General features: G+C 40.3%; 24 protein-coding genes and 1 pseudogene. 19 read left to right on the forward strand and 6 right to left on the reverse strand.

All coding sequences use genetic code 11. The features are described 5' to 3' along the window. Nucleotides 1–129 precede the first annotated feature (129 nt). The 3 genes from hemE to hemY are packed head-to-tail and all read left to right on the forward strand — an operon-like array spanning nt 130 to nt 3,527. Nucleotides 130–1,167 (forward strand): uroporphyrinogen decarboxylase, encoded by a 1,038-nt coding sequence (gene hemE, locus JCM9152_RS08095; RefSeq protein WP_035343001.1) that lies wholly within the window; start codon nt 130–132, stop codon nt 1,165–1,167. A 12-nt stretch (nt 1,168–1,179) separates the two neighbouring features. Further along, nucleotides 1,180–2,112: a ferrochelatase gene (gene hemH / locus JCM9152_RS08100; protein WP_035343003.1), complete on the forward strand. Its 933-nt coding sequence runs from the start codon at nt 1,180–1,182 to the stop codon at nt 2,110–2,112. Next, nucleotides 2,109–3,527, forward strand: coding sequence for a protoporphyrinogen oxidase (hemY, locus tag JCM9152_RS08105; protein ID WP_035343005.1), 1,419 nt, complete (start codon nt 2,109–2,111; stop codon nt 3,525–3,527). Before hemH ends, hemY begins: the two co-directional genes overlap by 4 nt. 84 nt (nt 3,528–3,611) lie before the next feature. Here hemY and JCM9152_RS08110 read toward each other — a convergent pair whose 3' ends face one another. The 3 genes from JCM9152_RS08110 to JCM9152_RS08120 are packed head-to-tail and all read right to left on the reverse strand — an operon-like array spanning nt 3,612 to nt 6,216. Next, entirely contained in the window at nt 3,612–4,646 is a 1,035-nt protein-coding gene (locus JCM9152_RS08110) for an aliphatic sulfonate ABC transporter substrate-binding protein (RefSeq protein WP_035343007.1), read from the reverse strand. A gap of 36 nt (nt 4,647–4,682) precedes the next feature. After that, nucleotides 4,683–5,438 (reverse strand): ABC transporter permease, encoded by a 756-nt coding sequence (locus JCM9152_RS08115; RefSeq protein ID WP_035343009.1) that lies wholly within the window; start codon nt 5,436–5,438, stop codon nt 4,683–4,685. Continuing rightward, nucleotides 5,371–6,216, reverse strand: coding sequence for an ABC transporter ATP-binding protein (locus JCM9152_RS08120; RefSeq protein ID WP_035343012.1), 846 nt, complete (start codon nt 6,214–6,216; stop codon nt 5,371–5,373). Before JCM9152_RS08120 ends, JCM9152_RS08115 begins: the two co-directional genes overlap by 68 nt. Nucleotides 6,217–6,666: 450 nt before the next feature. Here JCM9152_RS08120 and JCM9152_RS21355 point away from each other — a divergent pair, with 450 nt between their 5' ends. From JCM9152_RS21355 to pheA, 4 genes are all read left to right on the forward strand, one after another. Beyond that, nucleotides 6,667–7,188 carry a Spo0B C-terminal domain-containing protein gene (locus JCM9152_RS21355; protein ID WP_052015754.1) on the forward strand — a complete coding sequence of 174 codons (522 nt, stop codon included), beginning with the start codon at nt 6,667–6,669 and terminating at the stop codon, nt 7,186–7,188. Between the two features lie 12 nt (nt 7,189–7,200). Then, nucleotides 7,201–8,484, forward strand: coding sequence for a GTPase ObgE (obgE, locus tag JCM9152_RS08130; protein ID WP_035343015.1), 1,284 nt, complete (start codon nt 7,201–7,203; stop codon nt 8,482–8,484). A gap of 279 nt (nt 8,485–8,763) precedes the next feature. Then, nucleotides 8,764–9,210, forward strand: a complete 447-nt coding sequence (gene thrR / locus JCM9152_RS08135) for a transcriptional regulator ThrR (protein WP_035343219.1) — start codon at nt 8,764–8,766, stop codon at nt 9,208–9,210. Between the two features lie 17 nt (nt 9,211–9,227). Then, nucleotides 9,228–10,091, forward strand: a complete 864-nt coding sequence (gene pheA / locus JCM9152_RS08140; RefSeq protein ID WP_035343017.1) for a prephenate dehydratase — start codon at nt 9,228–9,230, stop codon at nt 10,089–10,091. Nucleotides 10,092–10,531: 440 nt separating this feature from the next. Here pheA and JCM9152_RS08145 read toward each other — a convergent pair whose 3' ends face one another. Beyond that, complete coding sequence (locus JCM9152_RS08145) at nt 10,532–11,080, reverse strand: transcription repressor NadR (RefSeq protein WP_081727947.1); 549 nt, start codon at nt 11,078–11,080, stop codon at nt 10,532–10,534. A gap of 7 nt (nt 11,081–11,087) precedes the next feature. Further along, entirely contained in the window at nt 11,088–12,206 is a 1,119-nt protein-coding gene (locus JCM9152_RS08150; RefSeq protein ID WP_035343020.1) for an IscS subfamily cysteine desulfurase, read from the reverse strand. 131 nt (nt 12,207–12,337) lie between these two features. Between JCM9152_RS08150 and nadB the strand changes: the two genes are divergently transcribed. The 12 genes and pseudogenes from nadB (at nt 12,338) to yajC (ending at nt 23,968) form a co-directional block, all read left to right on the forward strand. Next, nucleotides 12,338–13,870 carry an L-aspartate oxidase gene (gene nadB, locus JCM9152_RS08155; RefSeq protein WP_035343022.1) on the forward strand — a complete coding sequence of 511 codons (1,533 nt, stop codon included), beginning with the start codon at nt 12,338–12,340 and terminating at the stop codon, nt 13,868–13,870. 28 nt (nt 13,871–13,898) lie between these two features. Next, on the forward strand, nt 13,899–14,744 hold the full coding sequence (gene nadC, locus JCM9152_RS08160) for a carboxylating nicotinate-nucleotide diphosphorylase (RefSeq protein WP_035343024.1): 846 nt from the start codon (nt 13,899–13,901) through the stop codon (nt 14,742–14,744). After that, entirely contained in the window at nt 14,741–15,844 is a 1,104-nt protein-coding gene (gene nadA, locus JCM9152_RS08165) for a quinolinate synthase NadA (RefSeq protein WP_035343026.1), read from the forward strand. Before nadC ends, nadA begins: the two co-directional genes overlap by 4 nt. 342 nt (nt 15,845–16,186) lie before the next feature. After that, nucleotides 16,187–17,269 carry a SafA/ExsA family spore coat assembly protein gene (safA, locus tag JCM9152_RS21360; protein ID WP_052015757.1) on the forward strand — a complete coding sequence of 361 codons (1,083 nt, stop codon included), beginning with the start codon at nt 16,187–16,189 and terminating at the stop codon, nt 17,267–17,269. Between the two features lie 201 nt (nt 17,270–17,470). Further along, nucleotides 17,471–18,652 (forward strand): YhcN/YlaJ family sporulation lipoprotein, encoded by a 1,182-nt coding sequence (locus JCM9152_RS08175; RefSeq protein WP_035343028.1) that lies wholly within the window; start codon nt 17,471–17,473, stop codon nt 18,650–18,652. A 188-nt stretch (nt 18,653–18,840) separates the two neighbouring features. Further along, nucleotides 18,841–19,380: an intercompartmental signaling factor BofC gene (locus JCM9152_RS08180; protein ID WP_035343030.1), complete on the forward strand. Its 540-nt coding sequence runs from the start codon at nt 18,841–18,843 to the stop codon at nt 19,378–19,380. A gap of 207 nt (nt 19,381–19,587) precedes the next feature. Next, nucleotides 19,588–20,190: a Holliday junction branch migration protein RuvA gene (gene ruvA / locus JCM9152_RS08185; protein WP_035343032.1), complete on the forward strand. Its 603-nt coding sequence runs from the start codon at nt 19,588–19,590 to the stop codon at nt 20,188–20,190. An 18-nt stretch (nt 20,191–20,208) separates the two neighbouring features. Then, nucleotides 20,209–21,206: pseudogene (gene ruvB / locus JCM9152_RS08190) on the forward strand (Holliday junction branch migration DNA helicase RuvB). Beyond that, nucleotides 21,203–21,412 carry a DUF2905 domain-containing protein gene (locus JCM9152_RS08195; protein WP_035343034.1) on the forward strand — a complete coding sequence of 70 codons (210 nt, stop codon included), beginning with the start codon at nt 21,203–21,205 and terminating at the stop codon, nt 21,410–21,412. Before ruvB ends, JCM9152_RS08195 begins: the two are co-directional and overlap by 4 nt. 81 nt (nt 21,413–21,493) lie before the next feature. Beyond that, a complete protein-coding gene (queA, locus tag JCM9152_RS08200; protein ID WP_035343223.1) occupies nt 21,494–22,519 on the forward strand; it encodes a tRNA preQ1(34) S-adenosylmethionine ribosyltransferase-isomerase QueA in 1,026 nt (341 codons plus the stop codon). 12 nt (nt 22,520–22,531) lie between these two features. Beyond that, nucleotides 22,532–23,671 carry a tRNA guanosine(34) transglycosylase Tgt gene (tgt, locus tag JCM9152_RS08205; protein ID WP_035343037.1) on the forward strand — a complete coding sequence of 380 codons (1,140 nt, stop codon included), beginning with the start codon at nt 22,532–22,534 and terminating at the stop codon, nt 23,669–23,671. A gap of 33 nt (nt 23,672–23,704) precedes the next feature. Further along, the gene (gene yajC, locus JCM9152_RS08210) at nt 23,705–23,968 is read left to right on the forward strand and encodes a preprotein translocase subunit YajC (protein ID WP_035343039.1); all 264 of its coding nucleotides are present in this window, start codon (nt 23,705–23,707) and stop codon (nt 23,966–23,968) included. A 294-nt stretch (nt 23,969–24,262) separates the two neighbouring features. Here yajC and JCM9152_RS08215 read toward each other — a convergent pair whose 3' ends face one another. Then, a complete protein-coding gene (locus JCM9152_RS08215) occupies nt 24,263–24,637 on the reverse strand; it encodes a TIGR04086 family membrane protein (protein WP_035343042.1) in 375 nt (124 codons plus the stop codon). Nucleotides 24,638–24,712 lie beyond the last annotated feature (75 nt).

The raw sequence follows: 24,712 nt of genomic DNA on the forward strand, positions 1-24,712 counted from the left end.
TTCAATGGCCTTCGTTTTTCTTAGGCGATTTTTTGACATTGTGTTGGAATGTGTATACAGCTAGCAGTTGGGTGATTATAGTAGAAGTAGTAATTTAAAGTTCGGATGAATAGATGAAGGAGTGGCGAAATGACACAATCTAATTTTAATGACGCATTTTTAAAGGCATGCCGAGGCGAGGTTCATGATCATGTACCTGTTTGGTATATGAGGCAAGCAGGGCGGTCGCAGCCAGAATATCGAGCCTTGAAAGAAAAATATTCTTTATTTGAAATTACTCATGATCCTGAGTTGTGTGCATATGTGACGAAGCTTCCAGTCGATCAATATAACAATGATGCTGCAATTTTATACAAAGATATTATGACACCACTACCGGCAATTGGAGTCGACGTTGATATTAAATCAGGAATTGGTCCAGTTATTGATAATCCGATTCGTTCTATAACCGATGTGGAACGGTTAGGTATTATACGTCCTGAAGAAGATGTGCCATACGTATTAGATACGATAAAACTATTAAGAGAACAGCTTTCTGTACCATTAATTAGCTTTGGAGGAGCACCCTTTACGCTTGCAAGTTATATGATCGAAGGGGGACCTTCAAAAAATTACAATAAAACAAAAGCTTTTATGTATGCAGAACCTGATGCGTGGCATCTACTCATGGACAAGCTCGGAGAAATGACAATTACATATGTGAAGTCTCAAATTGCTGCGGGTGCACAAGCGATTCAAATTTTTGATTCGTGGGTTGGAACCCTTAATGTGGCAGATTATTGTACATACGTAAAGCCAGTGATGACGAAGATTTTCACCGCTTTAAAAGAGGAGGGGGTTCCACTCATTATGTTTGGAGTTGGCGCAAGTCACCTTATTCAAGAGTGGAACGAACTACCTATAGATGTCGTTGGTCTTGATTGGCGTCTAGCGATTCAAGAAGCACGGGGATTAGGCGTAACAAAGACCGTTCAAGGAAACTTAGATCCAGCAATTTTATTAGCGCCTTGGGATGTAATTGAAGAGCGTACGAAAGCGATTTTAGATGAAGGAATGCAAACACCAAACTTTATTTTCAATTTAGGACATGGTGTATTTCCTGATGTTAATCCAGATACGTTACGAAAATTAACTGCATTTGTTCATGAGTATACAACGACGAAATAGGAGGTTATCAATATGACAAAGAAGAAAATGGGGCTACTTGTAATGGCTTATGGTACACCCAGAAAAAAAGAAGAAATTGAACCTTATTACACGCATATTAGACATGGACGAAAGCCATCTCAGGAAGCGCTAGATGATTTAACAGACCGTTATGAAGCCATTGGTGGGATTAGTCCGTTATCAAAAATTACAGAGGATCAAGCATATGGTCTTGAAAGAACGTTAAATGAACGAATTGATCATGTTGAATTTAAGGCATATCTTGGGTTGAAGCATATTGATCCATTTGTTGAGGATGCGGTGCAACAAATGAAGGAAGATGGCATTGAAGAAGCTGTCAGTATTGTACTTGCACCACATTTCTCTACATTTAGTGTGAAGTCTTATAATGGACGTGCTCATGAAGAATCAGAGAAAATAGATGGTCCACGTATAATGAGTGTAGAAAGTTGGTACGATGAACCATTATTTATTGACTATTGGGTCAAGCAAGTGAAAGAAACAATGCAAGCTATAAAGGATAATGACAAAGCTTGCGTCATTTTTTCTGCACATAGTTTGCCTGAACGGATCTTACAAGTTGGAGATCCGTATCCTGATCAATTACAAGAAACGGCTGATCTCATTGCGAAAAAGGCAGGGATTAAGCACTATGAAATAGGCTGGCAAAGTGAGGGGAATACGCCTGATCCTTGGTTAGGACCAGATGTACAAGACTTAACGAGAAGCTTGTTTGAACAGAATGGATATACGTCATTTGTTTATTGCCCAGTTGGATTCGTGGCCGATCACCTCGAAGTTTTATACGACAATGATTACGAATGTAAGGTCGTAACCGATGAGCTTGGTGTTGATTATTATCGACCTGAAATGCCGAATGCCAAGCAAGAGTTTCTTGATTGTTTAGCAACAGTAGTTGAAAAAAAACTTGCTGGAAATGAGTGAGGACGTTGAAGAAACGAATCGGAATAATTGGAGGAGGAATAACCGGCCTAGCGGCAGCTTGTCATTTAGAGCAAGCTATTGCTAGTGGAGCGAACATTGATTATGATCTGTTTGAGGCTTCTAATCGATTAGGTGGGAAAATTCGTACGGAGTATCGAAATGGCTTTATCATTGAACGAGGACCCGATTCTTTTTTAGCACGAAAGCAAAGTATGGCACGTCTCGCTAAGGAAATTGGGATGGAGAACGAGCTCCTAGCCAATGATACAGGTCAAGCTTTTATTTTGAAGGGAGAGACGTTACACCCAATGCCTGAAGGAGCCGTTATGGGCATTCCTACACAACTAAAGCCTTTTTTGAAGACAGGCTTACTATCTCCTATCGGCAAGATTGTTGCTTTAAAGGATTTGGTGCTTCCTTCTGTTACAGAGTCGGATGAAGATATTTCGTTAGGTCATTTCTTTCGAAGAAGATTAGGGGATGAGGTAGTCGATTATTTGATCGAACCTCTATTATCTGGTATTTATGCGGGAGACCTTGATCGCTTAAGCTTGAGATCCACCTTCCCACAGTTTCAAAAGATGGTGGAGGAGCATGGTAGTCTTATTAAAGGGATTTCTAAGCAACGTACAAAGAATCAACGATCAACTAAGTCAATTGAGAAAAAGCAAGGGATGTTTCTGTCATTTAAACGGGGATTAGAGTCATTTGTAGATGGAATTGAAGCTTATTTACAGAATGGAACGATTTATAAAAATGCTTGTATTAACGAAATTGTTAAGAATGAAAACAGGTATGACGTCCAATTCATGAATGACTCAAGACGATATGATTCGGTTATTGTCACAACACCTGCTCCAGTCGTAGGACAGATGTTTAACGATGATCAGCATTTCTCTTATTTGAACGAGATGAAAGCAACCTCTGTCGCAACGGTTGCGATGGCTTTTAAAGAAGAACAGGTTCCTTTGCCATATGACGGAACTGGCTTTGTTGTCTCAAAGAAAGGTGATCACATTATTACAGCATGTACATGGACTCATAAAAAGTGGAAGCATACGGCACCGGAAGGGTATGCATTACTTAGAGCGTATGTCGGTCGAACGAATGATTCAGAGATTGTCGATCAGTCGGATGAACAAATTGTGAAAGCCGCATTAGATGATTTAAAAACGATCACACATATTGAAGGTCAACCTGAATTTTTCTATGTGACTCGATGGAAGGAAGCGATGCCTCAGTATGAGGTAGGGCACTCTTTCAAAGTGGAGAAGCTAACAGAAGATATCGAAAAAACATATCCAGGTGTTTATTTAGCTGGTGGAGCGTATAAAGGGATCGGCTTGCCGGATTGTATTGATCAAGGAGAAGCAGCTGCCAAAGATGCTTTAATGTTTGTGAAGGGATCGTTATGATCGTTACAATGAATGTAGAACAAAAACCAAAAAACACGGCGCCATCATAATGAATGGGGGTGCCGTGTTTTTTGGTTTTTTGACTTAGTCTGCATCTAAAATCGCATCAAGCTTGGATGTGTCGACAAATCCATCTAGATTTGGATCAACATCCATAAATTTCAGCTCATAAGAAGCATCAGCCCAATCTTGTAATGCTTCTGGATGCGTTTCGGTTGTCACGATCATACGTGTCCAAGCTTTTTCTAAAACAGCGTCTGGTAAACGGTTTTGTGTGAGCTCGTATAAATGGTCATTGACAGCGTTTAACGTGTCTTCTGTGTTTTCTTGTGTATATTCTACTGCTTGTTTATGCCCACGTAGAACGGCTTCAACAGCTTCAGGATTTTCTTCTAGAAACTTATTACTTGTGACAATGACAACACTTGGTAACGTTTCGCCAACGAATACATTATCCCATTCAGCGACAACATTAGCATTTAACTCTAGCTCTAAATAGGTTCCCCAAGGCTCAGGAGCTGCAGCAGCATCAATTTGTCCTTGTTCGAACATTGCCACCATGTTGGCTGGTGGAATTCGTGATTGGTGTTCGACTGTACCACCAACACGGTTTGACTCAAGTCCAAGGTCTTTTAACATAATTTCAAGCTGAACGTTGTGTGTACATCCATTTCCAGGTGTACAAAAAGATTTCCCATCGAAATCCTCTAACGTTTCAATCCCGGAGTCTTCACGTGATACAATTAACGTTGCACCATTTGCAGCTGCGCCAAGCACAACGACATCTCCACCTGTTAAGAAATAGTTAATAGCAGGTCCAGGTCCAACATAGCCAATGTCTAATGAACCAGTGGATAGTGCATCAATAAAGTCATTTCCATTTGGGAAGTGAGTATATTCTGATCCCCGATTTCCTAATTCTTCATCGAAGAACCCTTTTTCCTTACCAATAATTGCTGCAGCGTGATCTAAGTTAGGAAAGTAGCCAATCCTAACATCTTCACCAGGAGCTTCTTCTTCATCTAAATTCGTACCTGTTGTACTTTCATCAGCTGTTCCACATGCTGCAATAAATGTCAGTAGTGTAGCTGAAATGATCAGTAAGATCGATTTTTTCATGATGTTTCTCTCTCCTTTTGTGTTTGAAATAGATTATTATTTTGCATATCCCCAACGAGTTAACACTTTTCGCTCGATTGGATTAAAAATGAAATATTCAACAATAAGTCCGATAACCGCAATAATAATCATTATCGCAATTACGAGTTCCATATTAAAGAAATCACGAGCATCCATTAATGTCCGACCTAAGCCACCACGACCTAACAATTCAGCAGCCATTAGAGCTCGCCAGCCGAATGCCCATGAAAGGCGAATACCTGTTAAAGCGGATGGAATAGAAGCAGGAATCATGACCTTCCAAATAAGCTCAAAGCCTCGATAGCCCATCGTCCTCGCGGCACGAATGAGAATGGGTTGAACATTCTTCATCCCCATCCTTACGTTCATCGTCATCGGCCATGTTCCCCCGAGAATCACGACGAACAGAATTGCCGTTGGTCCACCTTGGAACATGACAAGTGCTAGTGGAAGCCAGACAATACTCGGTACGGATTGCAGAGCAACAACAAGTGAACCTAATGTTTCATCTGCCAACTTTGACGTTGCAAGGGTAATTCCTAAAATAGAACCGATAATGATAGCAAGTGCAAACCCGAGCAAGATTCGTCCTAAGCTAGTTGTCAGTGCGGCGGTTAAAATTCCTGTTTCGAAAAATCCTTTATAAAGTTCTACGAACGAAAGAAAGGGAGACGGGAACATTTGCGTTCCGAAAACGTCTAATCTATATACGATCTCCCATATCCCGATGAGAACTGTAAAGAAGAGTAGCCTTCTGACTACGGTAATCATCTCCCATCTCCTCCTTCATCACTTTATCTATCTCGCCAGCTAGGCGTTGACTAATTCGTTCCTCTAATGAAGTAAAAGCTTCATCACTTGTTTTACGTGGACGAGGTAATGGAACATCATACGTTTCAATTATGCCTCCAGGTCTAGTACCCATTAAGACAATTCGGTCAGAAAGTAAAATCGATTCACGAATGTTATGAGTTACAAATAAAATCGTTTTCTTTGTTTGTTGCCAAATGTATTGTACTTCCTTATGAAGCATAGAACGTGTTTGCTCATCAAGAGCGCCGAATGGCTCATCCATTAATAATACTTCTGGGTCCATAGCAAGAGCTCGGGCAATTGATACACGCTGTTTCATTCCCCCAGATAATTCATGAGGATAAGAGTTAATAAATTTACTTAAATGAACAAGCTTTAAATATTCGATGGCGCGATCCTTCGCTTCTTTTTTTCCATACTGCTTTTTAATTGAAAACATAACATTTTCCAGTACAGTCATCCAAGGCATGAGCGCAGCCTCTTGAAAGACGACTCCGCGGTCTGCACCAGGCCCCTTGACTGCAGTGTCTCCAACGTAGACGACACCATTGCTAGCATGATCAAGTCCAGCCACTATATTTAGTAAGGTTGACTTTCCGCACCCAGAAGGTCCTAGTAAGGAAACGAATTCACCAGATTGAACGTCTAAATGAATATCATCAAAAACGGTATAGGATGTTTTTTCTTCTTTATTTTCAAATGTTTTCCCAACATTTTCTATTTGTACATTAGCCATTTATAAGCTCCTCCTCTCTTCATTGAGCTATAAAATTGATAATTCATACGTTTTTTGTCGGCTTTAACTTGCTTTAGTATAACAGATTCGCGAATGCTGTCAATTCCTGAGGTCACTGAAAATGTTGGATTTTTAATTTTCACCAATGGGCGAAACTGTTCCATGTTTTGAATAGCTTAATACGAGCGGTTTTTTCGTGTCTAGCGCGCAACGCGTGGAGCCATTGCTAGTCAAATCAAAAGCACCGAAAAAATTGATTGGACCTGTTTCTGTAGCCTCCAAATTCATTTTTTATTAGTGAAAAAGGATGAAATTGGAATTTCGTTATTAATATATAAAGAAATCCATAACGAATCTCTATGTCCTTCCCTTATTTCAATCAGTTTGTGGTAAGATTATCGATAGAAAAAGATTGAACGAACTAATTACGAATAGGGGAACGAGGAAGCAATGGAAGAAAAAGATGTCATTAATGCGTTACGTCATGCTAGGCATGATTGGTTAAATATTATCCAATTAATTAAAGCAAACGTGGCACTAAAGCGGTATGATCGAATTGAAGACATTATTGAAAAAGCGACTCAGCAGGCTTTTTGTGAAAGTCGACTATCGTCCTTGTATGTGACGAAAGTCGAATATTATCTTCTTACTTATCATTGGAATCAACATCCTGTTCAATTGGAGCTAGAGGTCGTTGGGGAGCCGTTTTCTCTTAAGCATGAAGAAGATCGTCTTTTTCGATTATGTCAGGCAGTATTGGAAAAACTAAATGATACGTGTACCGAAGATGCAGAGCATAATGTACTTATTTCTTTTCTCTTTAATGAAAAGTCGTGTCACATAACGTTTGATTTTCATGGAGTTATGAAAATGAATGAAGATGAGTGGAAGACATTAGCACCATTCAATCTTCAAGTTGAAGAATTTCATGAACATGAATGTCTATTATCTGCATCCTTCTGGAAAAAATGAGGTGAAACATCGATGTTTGTTGATAAGGTAAAAGTGTATGTAAAAGGCGGAGATGGCGGGAACGGTCAAGTATCGTTTCGTCGTGAAAAGTATGTTCCTGACGGTGGTCCAGCAGGAGGAGATGGCGGTCGCGGAGCAAGTGTTGTCTTTGAGGTGGAGGAAGGATTACGAACGTTAATGGATTTTCGTTATCAACGTCACTTTAAAGCTCCAAGAGGTGACCATGGTCGGCCGAAGAATCAACATGGTAAGAATGCCGAGGATATGATTGTGAAGGTTCCACCTGGCACAACGGTAACGGATGCTGAGACTGAGCAAGTACTAGCTGATTTAACAGAGCATGGTCAACGTGCGGTGATTGCAAAAGGTGGTCGCGGCGGTCGTGGCAATACTCGTTTTGCTACTCCAGCGAACCCTGCACCAGAAATCGCTGAAAATGGAGAGCCGGGGCAAGAGCGTGATGTCATTCTTGAGTTAAAAGTATTAGCGGACGTTGGATTAGTTGGTTTTCCAAGTGTAGGGAAATCAACGTTACTATCTGTCGTATCAGCGGCAAAGCCGAAAATTGCAGATTATCATTTTACGACGATTGCTCCTAACCTTGGTGTCGTTGAGACGGATGATCAACGGAGTTTCGTAATGGCTGATTTGCCAGGTTTAATCGAAGGGGCCCATGAAGGAGTGGGGCTTGGTCATCAATTTCTAAGGCATATTGAACGAACGAGAGTCATTGTACATGTCATTGATATGTCTGCTCTTGAAGGGCGAGACCCTTATGAGGACTTCTTACTCATTAATGATGAGTTAAAGCAATACAATTTGCGTTTATTAGAACGTCCGCAAATTATCGTTGCGAATAAAATGGACATGCCAGAATCAGAAGAGAATTTAGAGAAATTTAAAGAGCAACTTACGGAAAATTATCCTATTTATCCAATATCAGCAGTAACAAAGCAAGGTTTACGTGAATTATTGCTTACAATTGCTGATAAAATTGAAGATACTCCTGAATTTCCACTTTATGAGGAAACAGAGGAATCAACTCGTGTGTTGTATAAGCATACGAAGGAGGATATACCGTTTGTCATATCTCGTGATGACGATGGAGCCTATGTATTATCAGGTGCTCAAATCGAGAAGCTGTTTAAGATGACAGACTTTTCACGTGAGGAATCGATTCGTCGTTTTTCAAGACAAATGCGAGGGATGGGTGTTGATGAAGCATTACGAGAGCGTGGCGCAAAAGATGGAGACATCGTTCGCTTACTAAGCTTCGAATTTGAGTTTATTGATTAAGAAAACTGCGAATTAGAGGGCGTTGAAAAAGTTTGGTTTTTAACTTTAGTGCCCTTGCAAACAGGCTTTTTTAATGGCAGTGAAATAATTTCCTATGATTATTTAACAACCAAAGTAATGTCTATTTAGTTTTAACTCTTATTAAAAGCCTACACGATTATACGATTTTCTCGTATGATGTGTAGGCTGTTTGCATGAAGGAGCTTTTTCGTATTGTCAAATATGGGTTACACTCTTATAATAGGAAAGATAATGTAGTGGTGAAAGTAGGTGCTGATTTTGACATCACGGAAAGATTTTTATCTTGTTCGCGCTGATATGTTAACAGAAGCAATGGAGAAAACATTGCAAGCAAAAGAACTGCTTCATTCTGGTAAAGTAACAAAAATTAACGAAGCGGTTCATAAGGTCGGTATGAGCCGTAGTGCGTTCTATAAATACAAAGATGGGATATTCCCTTTTCATACGATGGTTCGTGAAAAGATTGTTACCTTATCGATCATTTTAGTTGATCGATCTGGCTCTTTGTCTCAGTTACTGGGAAAAGTAGCTGAAACAGGAGCGAACGTCTTGACGATTAATCAAACGATCCCATTACAAGGTCGTGCACAAATGACCATTACGATTGATACAGCTCCAATGCAGCTTGAGCTTGGAGATTTAATTGATTGGATTGAACAATTAGAGGCCGTTGAAAAGATAGAATTGGTAGGAACTGGATCATAAAAGGGGTGGAGGAAAATATGAAGGTTGGCTATTTAGGACCTAGAGGGACATTCACAGAAATGGCAGCGAGGGGCTTGTTTGCTAAGGAAGAGCTCATAGCATATCGAACGATTCCTGCATGTATGGATGCCGTTGCAACAGAAGAAGTAGAGCTGGCAATTGTACCAATTGAAAATGCGATTGAGGGTACCGTTAATTTGACGCTAGATTATTTAATTCATAAACAACGTCTCCCAATTGTTGGTGGAGTGACATTACCAATTGTGCAGCATTGTTTAACCCATCCACAGAATAAAGAAAAGCATGTTGATAAGATTGTCTCTCATCCACATGCTATAGCTCAATGTCATGACTTTCTACAACAAACGTATCCAAATGCTGAGTGGGAATATATGAATTCAACAGCTGCAGCAGCGGAATATGTTGCTAATCATCCAGAATTACCTGTTGCGGCTATTGCCAACGATTTGGCAGCCGAAGAATATGAATTAACGGTTGCTTATGCGAATGTCCATGATTATCAACAAAATCGCACAAGCTTCGTCGTTCTTCGTAAGACCGCAAAAGCTATTTCAAATGATGGAGCAGAACGCTCTGAGGATAAGACGACATTAATGGTGACATTACCTTCAGATTTTTCCGGAGCCCTCCATCAAGTATTATCCGCATTTGCATGGCGAAAGTTAAATTTGACGAAAATAGAGTCAAGACCAATGAAAACAGGGTTAGGGAATTATTTCTTTATTATTGATGTTGAAGAGAAGCAAGATAATGTGCTAATTCCAGGTGTTATTTCTGAGCTAGAAGCACTTGGGTGTGGAGTAGAGATACTAGGTAGCTATCCTTGCTACGATTTAGCGATGGCAAAGACGGAAGCGTAGAACGAAATAAGAAGGATTTAGAATGGGACAAAAAAGTTACAGCCAAAGTTAAGCCCCATATGATAGTTGAATCTTTCTTAGATCTATTTGGAAAGCAAGGTCACTGAAAAAGTTTGGTTTTAACTATTTCAGTGGCCTTATCCCGGGGGCCGATTCGAAGCGACTTATCATGGACATACTCTCTAATCACAAAAAGGCGTTAAACCTGGTTTAACGCCTTTTTGTTGTATTAGGATTATGTTTCTTATAACTTTTGTACATGTTAAATAGGGAATGGATCAAGTAACCGATAATCAGAATGACAAGAATGATAGCAACTACGGATGTGTATTGACGGTATCCTAAAAGAAGAAAGAGGGCGAAAATAACAAACGAATAGAAAAGTAGCTTGAAACCTCTAGTCATTTTTGTTCACCTGTTTGGTTATAGGACGTTCTTGATTATTCATATTCATCCAATAAAAAACCTTTTCTACTAAGTTCTAGTACGGCTTTATCAATTTGGGCTTCAGTTGCGGCTTCAACTAAATGAAGGTGCACACCATCGGTTAATTCTGAGAGCAACGATGAATTGGTCTCTTCAACACGTTTACAAAATTGCTCAGCCTCATGACGTGATGAAACCATAAGGGATGCTGTTATTTCACCATAAATCGCATGCTCGACCATCACTTGTGATACCGTTAATCCGTGATCGACTAGAATAAAAAGTTCTTCTTTTGCTTGTTCGCGGTAATGCTTGCAGGCAATCATTCGTTTAGCTAGTTCTGGTTTTTTCATTTGGTTGTATAAATACCCTTGAGCTGTAGCGATAATAGGATGCTTCTGTGCTTTTAATATCGATATATCTTGAACGATGACCTGTCTACTCACATTCGATCTCTTGGATAGTTCACTGCCAGTGATCGGGGTATGTGCAGATGTTAACCAATTGATAATTTGTTTTCTGCGTTCTTCTCCTAATAATTTCTTACCATTGCTCATATGCATAGCTCCTTTAATACCGTTCGAGAATCTCATGTATGGCTACTATTAGTTTATCGATATCTTGTAATGTTGTCCATCGTCCAAATGTAATTCGAATTAACTCGTACGCCTCCTCCTTCGTCCTGCCAATACTCATTAATGTTGATGAAGGATTTGTATCACCAACACGACAGGCCGATCCAGTTGAAATAGAAAAGCCTCTCCGGTTACATTCAAGCATGAGTAGCTGTCCTTCGATCCCTTTGATCCGAAGAGCTAAATGAAATGGGAGTCTCTCTACTTTGTGTCCTTCAAGAATGATGCGCTTTTCCTGTTCAAACGCCTGTAAGAAATGAAGGCGAAGTTTCGATAAGCGGTTCATTTCTTTATTCTGCTCTCGGAAATATTCTTCTGCGGCAGCAGCAAAAGCAGCGATGGCTGGAGTATCAACCGTACCAGCTCTAAAGCCACCTTCGTGAGTCGTCCCTTGAAAGAATGGATTCCATGGAAGTCGGCTTTGAATAAATGTCAAACCAACTCCTTTTGGACCATAACACTTATGTGCTGAAGCACTCATACTTGATAACAAAGCTAATGGAATTGGTAGTTTTCCGAATGTTTGAACGCAATCACTATGAAAAAGAACATCATTCTTTCTTAACAGTTGACCAATTGCTGTAAGATCTTGAATAGTCCCAACTTCACTATTAGCGTGTCCAATTGAAGCAAGAATGACATCATCATCGAGTAAATGCTCCAAACGTGTCATTTGAATACGTCCAAATTCGTCAACTGGAATGTACTTGATCGTAAAGTTAAAACCTTCCAAGTAGTGCAATGCTTGATGAACAGAATGGTGCTCGCCCCTCGTGGTCAAAATCGTTTTCCCTTTATGCTTATGAGCAAAGGCTAGTCCGGTTAAAGCGAGAAAGGTCGATTCTGACCCTGAACCTGTAAAATAAAGCTCCTCTGGTCGACAATTTAATATTTGGGCTAATGACTGTCGACTATATTCAACGATATCAGCACTTTCTTGACCATGAGTATGCAAGCTTCGACTATTTCCAAAGAACGTCCTCGCCACTCGATTATAGGTTTCAATCGCAATGTCAGACATAGGAGTTGTTGCGCTGTAATCGAAATAAATCATTTTTTTTCACCACTTTCTAAATAAATCTAAAAAAACAATTCAACTTCCAAAAATAACGTCTTGTCACTTTAATCATTTTATGTAAAGATAGGTGACAAGACAAGTGTTAAGTTCAAAATGGAGGTGAAGGCATGGCTGAGAAGACAGCAGATGTCATCATCATAGGTAGTGGTGTAGCTGGCTTAATGACTGCTCACTTATTAGCTGACGAATTAAATGTGATGATTATCACAAAGTCGAATGTCGAAAAAAGCAATTCAAGCTGGGCACAAGGTGGAATGGCTGCATCACTTGGAAAAGATGATACGTGGCAGCAGCATTATGCAGATACATTACGAGCAGGATTAAATCATCATGATGAACAGCATGTCGAGCACCTGGTCAAACATGCGCCTGCTGTTGTTGAACAATTGCAGAGGCTAGGGGTAACTTTTGATCAAAAGGGGAATGAGCTTGTCCTTGGAATGGAAGGAGCTCATCGACGACGAAGAATTGTTCATGCGAATGGAGACCAGACTGGAAAGGCGCTTACTCAAGCATTAATACATGCTGTAAAAGGGCGTGCCCAAATAGTAGAGCGAACTCATGTTTATTCGCTGCTGAAAAAGAAGGAGCGAGTGATCGGGGTTCAGACAAATAAAGGAGCGATCTTTGCCAAGGCAACAGTGCTTGCAACAGGAGGTTTAGGTCAGCTTTATTCATATTCCTCTAATGTACGTGAAGCAACAGGGGATGGCTATGCAATTGCCTATCGTGCAGGGGCTACGTTAAAGGATATGGAGTTTATTCAATTTCACCCGACATTATTCATTCATAACGATCAATCTCAAGGGTTAGTGAGTGAGGCAGTACGAGGTGAAGGAGGAAGGTTAATTAATCAAACTGGAGAGTTGATTATGGCTCACCATCCTGAACGAGAACTTGCACCACGTGATGTCGTAAGTAGGGCCATTTATAGGAAGATCGAGCAAGGGGAAAACGTATATCTTGATTGCCGTACAATTGAAAATATTGAAGTGCGTTTTCCTGGTTTAGCAAAGCGAGCAAGTAAAGTAGGAGTTGACCTTACGACGACACCGATCCAAGTAGCACCCGGCGCTCATTTTTGTAGCGGTGGAGTTGAAGTAGATCTACATGGTAGAACGACTGTAGCAGGTTTATATGCGGTTGGTGAAGTAGCTTGTACAGGTGTCCATGGAGCAAATCGTTTGGCAAGCAACTCATTATTAGAAGGATTCGTTTTTGCCCAAAAGCTAAGTGAAGCTGTGAAAGAAGAGGTGCAAACGGTCAAACTTACAACTAAATTGATATCCAAGCATCATCGTCACGTTTCAGACCAGTTGCCAGCAAAAGAAGAGACTCAGCAGAAAATGATGAAATATGCTGGGATTGAACGAACCGCTATTGGGTTACTGACATTAAAAAATTGGCTAGATCGATTTAAAGAGGAATTTCTTATAGTTGGCGATGAGCACGAAGAACGTATTGAACGAAAAAATATGCTTCTGACAGCTAGTCTTATTGTTCATGCAGCAATGCAAAGGACAGAAAGCCGAGGAGGGCATTATCGTTCAGATTTTCCACAACAGGATGACTTTTGGTTAAAAAGATATATAAAGCAGGATTTAAATGAAAATAAAAAAAGAAAAACCCATGTCATATAAGAAGATATAGGGTAAGGGGATGAGAAACATGAATCAGCTGTTGCTAAAACGAAAGCTAGAAGAGTTTATCTTAGAAGACGTTGGGGAAGGAGATGTGACAACAGAGTCATTGCTTGTAAGTGGTGAGTATAGATGTGCCAATATCGTAGCGAAAGAAGGAGGAGTGTTGGCAGGAAGTGATGTGATTATTGCCGGTTATGAAGTAATAAATAGTGACATTACCGTTGAGCTGTTTAAAAGAGATGGAGAATCATTTGAAAAAGGTGAGGTATTGGCAACTGTTTCTGGGACGGTTAAAGATTTATTAGCCGGTGAGCGTGTCATTTTAAATTTATTACAACGAATGTCCGGCATTGCAACAATGGCTAAACGAGCGAAATCGGTATTAAACGATGAGTCCATTCGAATTTGTGACACGAGAAAGACGACACCAGGTTTACGTATGTTTGAGAAATATGCTGTTCGATGTGGTGGGGCATATAATCATCGTCGTAGCTTAAGTGATGCGGTTCTTTTAAAGGAAAATCATCTTCTAGCTAGTGGTGGAGTGAAAAAAGCGGTCGAAGCTGTACGTGAGCGAATTGGTCATATGGTGAAGGTGGAAGTTGAGACGACAAATGAACACGAAGTGCTTGAGGCTATAGCTGCAGACGTTGATGTCATCATGTTCGATAATGCAACGCCAAAAGAGGTGAAAGCTTATCAGCAGCTTGTACCGGGACATATAGTGACAGAAGCTTCAGGAGGAATTAATTTAAATACGTTAGCGGAATATGCTGGTTGTGGCTGTCATTATATTTCACTTGGCTGTCTAACCCATTCCGTTCAATCAACAGATATTAGCTTTTTGCTAATAGAGGAGGAACAACGATGAGTATATTAGAACAAATAAGAAAAATGGATCGAGTACCAGAGCATTATCGAGAGTTAGCTCTTGATGAAAAGCGTGAACGAATATGGGCTATTAAAAGACGGTTAGGTAAGCGCTTGTTCATTCCTGGGCACCATTATCAACGAGATGAAGTCATTGAATTTGCAGATGCAACAGGTGATTCTTTACAGCTTGCTCAATTATCCCAAGATAATAAGGATGCCGAATATGTCGTCTTTTGTGGTGTGCATTTCATGGCTGAAACAGCGGATATGCTAACAACCGATGATCAGCATGTCATTTTGCCTGATCTGAAGGCCGGCTGTTCGATGGCTGATATGGCAGATATCGATCAGACGGAGTATGCGTGGACGGTTCTGCAAGACATGTTCAATGACACGATTCTTCCACTAACATATGTGAATAGTACAGCAGCGATCAAAGCGTTTTGCGGTAGATACGGGGGTGCGACGGTTACGTCTTCAAATGCGAAGAAAATGGTCGAATGGGCATTTACACAAAAAGAACGCTTGCTTTTCTTACCAGATCAACACCTAGGACGGAATACAGCCTATGACTTAGGAATTGGGTTAGATGAGATGGCTGTCTGGGATCCAATTAATCGGAAGTTAGAATTTGAAGGCGATTTTGAACGGGTAAAGGTTATTCTTTGGAAAGGGCACTGCTCTGTTCATGAGAAATTTACTGTGCCACAAATTGAGCAATTCCGCCGTGATTCACCTGACACAACCATTATTGTTCATCCAGAATGCCCATATGAAGTTGTACAGGCGGCTGACTTAAATGGATCAACGCATTATATTATCGAAACGATTAGAAAAGCTAAACCAGGTACAACATGGGCAGTTGGAACAGAAATGAATTTAGTTAATCGACTTGCTCAACAATTCCCAGATAAAAAAATTGTATCATTAAATCCGACTATGTGTCCGTGCTTAACAATGAATCGTATTGATATTGATCATTTACTTTGGTCATTAGAGGAGTTAGAAAACGGTAATCTTCATTATCCAATTACTGTGGATGCCGATACAACAAAGGAAGCACGATTAGCGTTAGAACGCATGCTTGATCGCAAGTAAATAGAGTATGAGGGCGAGATCTTCTACGGAGGTTTCGTTCTTTTTTAGTTAAGAATGGTATGGAACCCTTCGCTGGCTAATAAGAAAGGCACTGAAAAAGTTGATTTGTACTTTTTCAATGGCCTCCTATTAAGGGTGTTGGAAGTGAATGATGGTTAAGTAAAAAGCTTTAAAGAAAAGGTCCTAAGCGTTTTCTTATTAGGCATAAACCTTTTTTTATAACATAAAATGTGCTAAAAGCCGTTTTCTATTCGAATCTTTGTTATTTTTTGTGAAAGGGCTCGTGTCATTTCGCCTACATTCACATAGGATGATATAGAGAACAAGAGGAGGGGAAGGAAAGTGAAAATTCATATTGTCCAAAAAGGCGACACTCTTTGGAAGCTTGCGCAAAAGTACGGTGTGGACTTTGATCAACTGAAGGCTGCCAATGCCCAATTATCCAATCCGAATATGATCATGCCTGGAATGAAAATTAAAATTCCAACTGGAAGTATTCCTGTTAAGAAAGAATCACCGGTACAAATGGCACCAAAAGAGCAGCCTATTCAAATGCAACCGAAAGAGCAACCAAAGAAAGTGCAACCGAAACCAAAAGAACAGCCAATCGAAATGCCAATTATGGAGATGCCAACAATGGAAATGCCGGCACCACAACCTCCACCACAGCCACCTTCAAAGAAATTTGATTTTAAGAAGAATGTGTATGAAACAAATATTCATTTTTATAAGCCGCAGCCACAACCGATTAAAAAGCCGGCACCACCAATGAAGGAAAAACCAATTAAGAAAGAAAAATTAAAACCAGAAGTGAAGAAGCCAGAAGTGAAAAAGCCGCAAATACAGCCTAAAATGCAGCCGCAAATGAAACCGCAAATACAGCCGCAAATGAAGCCTAAAATGCAACCGCAAATGCCGCAGCAACCACAAGCAATATTCCAACAACCAATGCCGCAGCAACCACACCCTATGATGATGCCGGTTGATTGTGGCCCAACACCAATTAGTCCGCTGATGCCTGGGTGTGCCCCAAAACATGGGCCATTTCAACAGGTGCAGCCAATGCATGGGATGCAACCACAACCGATGCCTTATTATCCTAAGCAGACTCATCAAATGAATATGGGATGTCAAGATTGCGGTCCACAGCCATATTTAGATCCAATGATGCAACAGCAACCAATGATGTCATCACCACAGCCGCAACAAATGACTCAGCCACATCAGATGCTTGAACCATATCAACAACAGCCGATGTATCAGCAACAACCGATGCAGGAGCCAGCTTCACTGATGCAACCACAGCAACCGACACCACAAGCACCGCCTTATCCAGCACAAATGTTTATGCCTTATAATAATAATATGACTGAACAGCTTGCTCAATTAAATCCTTATCAGGAAACAGACGACTATGATGACTAATTATTTAAAAGCCGGTACAAATGTATCGGCTTTTTTTATCGTGTGGCGAGGAGTAGTTGATACAAGAACTCCTCTAAAAGCTCGATTGCGTCCGACGTAATTAAAGAAAAAGATGTTGTTTACTTTGTTTCTTATCCAAGACTTAACAGACTAAAATGAGGTTTTCTAAGCCATTCTAAATGGTGAAAGGGGGAATTTCATTTGAAGAAAATAGCGATGACAGTCGCAACTGCTACGATTCTTTTAGGTGGTTTTGCAGGTTGTGGTACTGATAATCAAGAAACAGGAATGAATGCACAAAATAATCGAACGGGTATTCATTCTCAAGATATGGGAGCAACAGGAACAACTGGTCGTCACCACGGTGAAGGACCTATTACAGATATGATGACACCAGATCGAGGACATCGAGGCGGATTTGGTACAACAAATTATAACCAGAACTTTGGTGGTCAAGGTGAGCGGGGCACTTATGGCACAAGCCGTGCTCAAGGTCATACGAATTATCATGGTACACTCGAAAATCAACAACGTAGTGGTGGCTATGGGCTAAATGCTGGAGAAGGTCAAGGGCGTACCCATTTAAATAATTATAATACACTAGGCGATGAACGAGGATTTTTTGGTACGCAAGAAGGACGTACTCCAGGTATGGGGAGAACAGGTTTAAATGCAGGACGAATGGGAGCCCAAGCAACACATGGTGGGTTTGGTGCAAGAGGAATAACTGGAAATGACCGTCCTGGGATGGTTGATGAGGATGGTGTTCTTCGTGAACGTGGACGCGATCGTGTAGGAATACAAAGCCGTCATCAATCGAATCAACGTCAAGGAATGGGTGCTTTAAACTTAAACCCTCGCCATCAGCAAGAGCGTTCAAGAGCAGTTGGTATGGAAAATAGTGCTACTAGAGGCTATCGTGATGCGCTTGATAATGAATTTGGTGCTGAAACAGGTGTAAGTCGTCAAGAACGTCAAGAACGTCAGCAAACGACTCGTACGACAGAAAATAATCGTACTCAAAAGGCTAACTATCACCGTAACTATGATAGTCAAACCGTCGAGAAAATTAATAAAGAATTAAGAGGAATTAACGGATTAAGTGATTCACGTGTTATTGTTCACGATGATGATGTTGTCGTTGGTGTACAAGCTGATCGCAATATCGATGACGTACGAAATCGTGTAGAGGATCGTGTAAACGATATCGCAGATGGAAAGAATGTTCGTGTTGTCTCTGATTCTGATGCGTTTGGTCGTATTCGTACGATGGACGATGAGCTTCGTGGAGGAGCCGCATTTGAAGAAGTCGGAGCAACCTTTGAAGATATGTTACGTGATTTAGGAAATGCAGTTCAACGTCCTTTTGAACGTTCACGTTAAGTATGTGTTTTATAAGGCTACTGAAGATACGTTTCAGTAGCCTTAAATATTTTGGATGAAATCACAGTGTACAAAAAACAAACTTTTTCATTACCTTTCCATAGCTTTTCTTAATTGAATAAAATAACAATCATTTGGGAACGATGATGTTATATACATACTTAAGAAAGATACGGTGGTGAAAACGTATGAGGATAAAAGCTTTTCAGCTTGTTATAGTAGCTACTTTAATCGTCACTTTTTTCTATATGAAGAATTCGACGGATGCCACTCAAGAAGAGTCTGCTCAAAATGGGGCAGAAGCGTATGAAGTTCTTGCTCCACAAACGGTCCAAGTTGTTTTAGAAAGAGTTTATTTAGATGGAGAAAAAAGTAAGGAATATGTAGAAGAAACGATATTATCGATGGAGGACTTTTGGGCTTTTTATGAAGATTGGGAGTTAATTGATCAAAATGGTGAAGAAATTATTTTTCGAAAAGAGATGTTTGACATTTCACCTCTGTTAAAAATAAACGGCTATTTTGGATTGACGGAGGAAGGCGTTTTGACCATTTTTGAGGGAGAGCCTAGTCATGAGAAGGTGATACAAACATTTTTCTATATTGATACATCAAAATTAAAAAGTCACCATTATACGGAGCTTGAAAACGGAATACCTGTAAAGGATTTACGGAACTATGAAGAGGTGTTGCAAGTATTTAGTCAATATAAGGCGAAGGAAATATGACGAACCAAGGGGGAAGGTTGTTTTCTCCTTTGGTTTTTTATTTTTAACACTTTTAATGACTTAGATTCGGAAAGGCTCTAATTGCTGTAACGGCTCCGCACGTCGCTTTAAAGAAAAGACGCTGTCGCGTTTTTTTTATATCTTCATAGAGACTATAAGTAAGTTATGGTAAAATAGAATGTACTGTGTTGAGAGGGGAATATGAAAGTGATTGATTATATTCGTGGTCCGTTGGTTGAAATAGAATTGTCTTATATTGTCATCGATCATCAAGGATTAGGTTATCAAATTTATTGTCCGAATCCGTTTCAGTTTCAAGCTAATGAAGGTGAAACGATTCAAATCTATACATATCAATATGTTCGCGAGGATGTCTTGCGTTTATACGGCTTTGCTACTAAGGAAGAGCGAGTACTATTTGAGAAGCTTTTAAATGTATCAGGTATCGGTCCTAAAGGAGCATTAGCGATATTAGCTTCAGGGGAGCCTGAAAATGTCATTGCTGCCATTGAGCAGGAGGATGAGGCATTTCTCGTTCGTTTTCCTGGTGTCGGTAAAAAAACAGCTCGACAAATGATTCTTGATTTGAAAGGAAAGCTTGAAGAATTAACGCCTAATTTAACATCTAATAGGGAAGTAATTGAACGAGTAAGCACATCATATTCTGAGCTAGAAGAGGCTTTAGAAGCTTTACGGGCATTAGGTTATGTTGAGAAAGAGCTTAAAAAGGTTCGACCGCATTTAGAAAATGAAGAGCTTACAACAGATGGTTATATTAAAAGAGCGCTACAATATATGTTAAAAAGCTAGGGAAGGGAGGAAGTGTTGGTGGAGGAACGAGTCGTTTCAGCGGAAGAGCAAAGGTATGAGGATTCACTTGATCAACAAGTCCGCCCACAGCAGATTGAGCAATATATTGGACAAGAAAAAGTAAAGCAAAATTTAAACGTATTTATGGCAGCGGCGAAAATGCGTGAGGAATGCTTGGATCACGTTTTACTTTATGGACCACCAGGGCTAGGGAAAACAACATTATCAGCCATTATTGCTAGTGAAATGGGTGTGAATATGCGGACAACATCTGGTCCGGCAATTGAACGTCCCGGAGATTTAGCCGCTATTCTTTCTGGATTAGAGCCTGGTGATGTCCTTTTTATAGATGAAATTCACCGTTTAAACCGGATGGTAGAAGAAGTGCTATACCCTGCGATGGAGGATTTCTGTCTCGATATTGTTATTGGTAAAGGACCGACAGCGAGGTCTGTCCGTCTTGATTTACCTCCATTTACATTAGTGGGAGCGACAACAAGAGCAGGGATGCTCTCTGCACCATTACGCGACCGCTTTGGAGTTATGGCAAGGTTAGAGTACTATACAGAATCTGAGTTAACACAAATTATCCGAAGAACGGCTGAGATTTTTCAAGCTAATATTGATGAGGAGGCAGCTGTAGAAATTGCGCGCCGTTCACGTGGGACACCTCGTATTGCTAATCGCTTGCTTCGTCGAGTCCGTGACTTTGCCCAAGTTCAAGGGATGGTACGATTTCATTGGCAATAGCTGCCCATTCACTTGAACAGCTCCAAGTTGATGAGTTAGGGCTTGATCATATTGACCATAAGCTACTGCTTGGGATGATCGAAAAATTTAGAGGGGGACCTGTTGGTTTAGAAACGATTGCTGCGACGATTGGTGAAGAAGCAGAAACAATTGAAGACGTGTATGAACCGTATTTGTTGCAAATAGGCTTTTTGCAAAGAACACCTCGTGGACGTATTGTTAGTCCTATTTGTTATAAACATTTTCATTTGGAGGAGCCAAAATGAATGTAGCAAAAGTCTTAATTGGCTTAGGTGTATTGTTTATTATCATTGGCGTACTGTGGATGTTGATTGGACGTTTTTTACCATTGGGGAAGCTGCCTGGTGACATTGTCATTAAGAGAGAAAATATAACTGTTTATTTTCCAATTATGACAAGCATTATCGTTAGTATTCTTTTGTCACTGCTTTTTTTCCTTTTTCGAAGGTAGTGTAAGACATTGCTCTTTTGCTTCGGGTTCGATATGATAACGTAGGAGAAGATGACGAAGATTATAAAAGGTGAGAGACTAATGAATGTTGAAGAATTTGATTTTGACTTACCAGAGGAATTAATTGCACAGACGCCGCTGCTTGATCGGACGGCGTCTCGTTTGCTTGTGTTAGATCGCAAGCAAGAAGATATGAAGGATCGTACATTTACGAATGTCCTTGATGAACTTCAAGCTGGTGATTGCTTAGTATTAAATGATAGCCGTGTGTTACCTGCTCGTCTTTATGGAACAAAGCACGAAACGGGTGCTCACATTGAAGTTTTGCTTTTGAAGCAAGAGGAAGGTCACGTGTGGGAAACGTTAGTGAAGCCTGCCAAACGAGTAAAAGAAGGCACTGTCATTGTGTTTGGCAATGGTCAGCTGCGCGCAAAATGTGTTGGTGAAGCGGAGCATGGTGGACGAATGTTAGAAATGAAATTTGAAGGTATTTTTCACGAAGTATTAGAAGAGTTAGGAGAAATGCCGTTACCACCTTATATTAAGGAGAAGTTACCGGACCAAGAGCGTTATCAGACGGTTTACTCGAAGCATAGTGGCTCTGCAGCAGCTCCAACAGCAGGACTTCATTTTACAAATGAGCTATTGGAAGAAGTAAAAGCTAAGGGTGTACATGTCGCGTTTATCACACTTCATGTTGGACTTGGTACATTTCGTCCTGTTAGTGTGGATACAATAGAAGAGCACAAGATGCATGCTGAGTTTTACCAAATGAGTGAACAGACTGCTCAATTGTTAAACTCTGCTCGTGAACAGGGAGGACGAATTATTGCGGTTGGAACAACGTCTGCCAGAACGCTGGAGACAATTATGAGTGAGCATCGTACTTTTAAGGAATGCTCAGGGTGGACATCAATTTTTATTTATCCTGGCTATGAATTTAAAGGAATCGATGGCTTGCTAACGAACTTTCATTTACCGAAATCAACACTAATGATGCTCGTTAGTGCGTTTGGTGGAACAGATTTTATGATGGGAGCATATGCTCATGCGATACGAGAGCGTTATCGTTTCTTTAGCTTCGGTGATGCGATGCTCATAGTATAAGGAGGAACGCTGATGGCGGCAATAACATATGAACATCTAAAAACATGTAAACAATCAGGAGCGCGCCTAGGTCGTGTCCATACACCACATGGCTCCTTTGAAACGCCAATCTTTATGCCAGTCGGAACGTTGGCAACAGTAAAGACGATGAGTCCAGAAGATTTGAAAGAAATGAATGCTCAAATTATTTTGAGCAATACGTACCACCTCTGGCTTCGTCCTGGACATGATATCGTGCAAGAAGCCGGGGGTTTACATCAATTTATGAACTGGGATCGTCCCATTTTAACAGATTCCGGTGGATTTCAAGTATTTAGTTTAAGTGATTTGCGTAAAATTGAAGAAGAAGGCGTTCATTTTCGAAACCATTTGAACGGTGACAAATTATTTCTAAGTCCTGAGGGAGCAATGGAGATTCAAAACGCATTAGGCTCTGATATTATGATGGCTTTTGATGAGTGTCCACCCTATCCTGCCGAATATGATTATATGAAGGAGTCGGTTGAACGGACGAGTCGTTGGGCTGAACGGTGTTTAGAAGGGCATAAACGTCCAGAAGCACAAGGGTTGTTTGGGATTGTCCAAGGTGGTGAATATGAAGAGCTTCGTAAGCAAAGTGCTCGTGATCTCGTTTCACTTGATTTTCCAGGCTATGCAATTGGAGGTCTTTCAGTTGGTGAGCCGAAAGATGTTATGAATCGAGTATTGGAGTTTACGACGCCACATTTACCATTTGATAAGCCTCGTTATTTAATGGGAGTCGGTTCAGCCGATTCACTTATTGATGGAGCAATCCGAGGTATTGATATGTTTGACTGTGTCTTACCAACACGAATTGCCCGAAATGGGACGTTAATGACAAGTGAAGGAAGACTTGTCGTTCGTAATGCGAAATATGCGCGTGACTTCCGGCCGCTCGATGAAAATTGCGATTGTCATGTGTGCAAAAATTACACAAGAGCTTACATTCGTCACTTAATAAAATGTGAAGAAACGTTCGGATTTAGACTTACCTCTTATCATAATCTCTATTTCCTGTTAAACTTAATGGAGCGAGTAAGACAAGCGATTCGAGATGATCGTTTGCTTGACTTTAGGGAAGAGTTTTTTGAGCAATATGGTTTTAATAAACCAAATGCCAAAAATTTCTAACGCTTGATTTACTGAATGAAGGGAGGGAACAAAATGGAACTAATGGCTACAGTTATACCACTGATTTTAATGTTTGCGATTTTTTATTTCCTTTTAATTCGTCCACAGCAAAAGAAGCAGAAGGCGATTAATGAAATGCACAGTGCATTACAACGTGGAGATAAAATTATTACGATTGGTGGCTTACACGGTACAATTGATGCCATTGATGAAGATCGCGTTGTGATCCTTGTTAATGACAACCGTAAGCTTACTTTTGATCGCACAGCTATTCGTGAAATTGTTAACCCAGATTGATACATAGTAAGGGATAACGGATCCATGTGCGAACATAGATCAAAAAAAGATTCTCAACCTTTTTCGGGTGGGAATCTTTTTTATTTTAAAGAATAAGAAAGTATAAAATTCGAGGAAGGAAATGTGGGAAGGACCGATGAAGAGAGCGGGACAATTCAATGACGAGCGCTGGCTTCGCACGTTACGCGTTTTTCTAAAAGAACCCCACTTTCAAAAAAACGTAAACCGTTGTAACGGCTCCACACAACGCTAATAAGAAAAGACTTGTATCGCGGTTTTTCTTAAATGATTCGATTATTCACTCGAAAGATTAACTCCAACGATTCCACCAATGGCTCCAGTTAATATATATAATCCATGGAAAAGGTATTGTTCATTTGAAAAATGAACATCATAGCCTAAAAATTGAATAAGAAATGTGAGTAAAGAGAACATAAGCGCCGTTATAGCTCCTACTAATAAGCCTTTTTCTTTCGCACGTCCTCCTGCCATTAATCCTCCAATAAACATCGCTAAAAAGGCAATCGCAATAATAAACCAATGTACAGATTGTTCTGTTAGTGAGCTAAATGACAAAATGAGCGAAATAATAAGGCTCGTCGTCAAAATAAGGACGAGAATGGTCATGAAACCGAATAAAATCGCGGGGAAAAATCCTCGGTTACTCATAAACTAAGACACACCTTTCTGATTATATTTTATTAAAGCTTATTCAGGCTTGTTCAAAATAGACGTATTTCCTGA

The organism is Halalkalibacter hemicellulosilyticusJCM 9152 (genome assembly GCF_000513115.1).
In the GTDB taxonomy this organism is placed as follows: Bacteria; Bacillota; Bacilli; order Bacillales; family Bacillaceae_D; genus Halalkalibacter; species Halalkalibacter hemicellulosilyticus.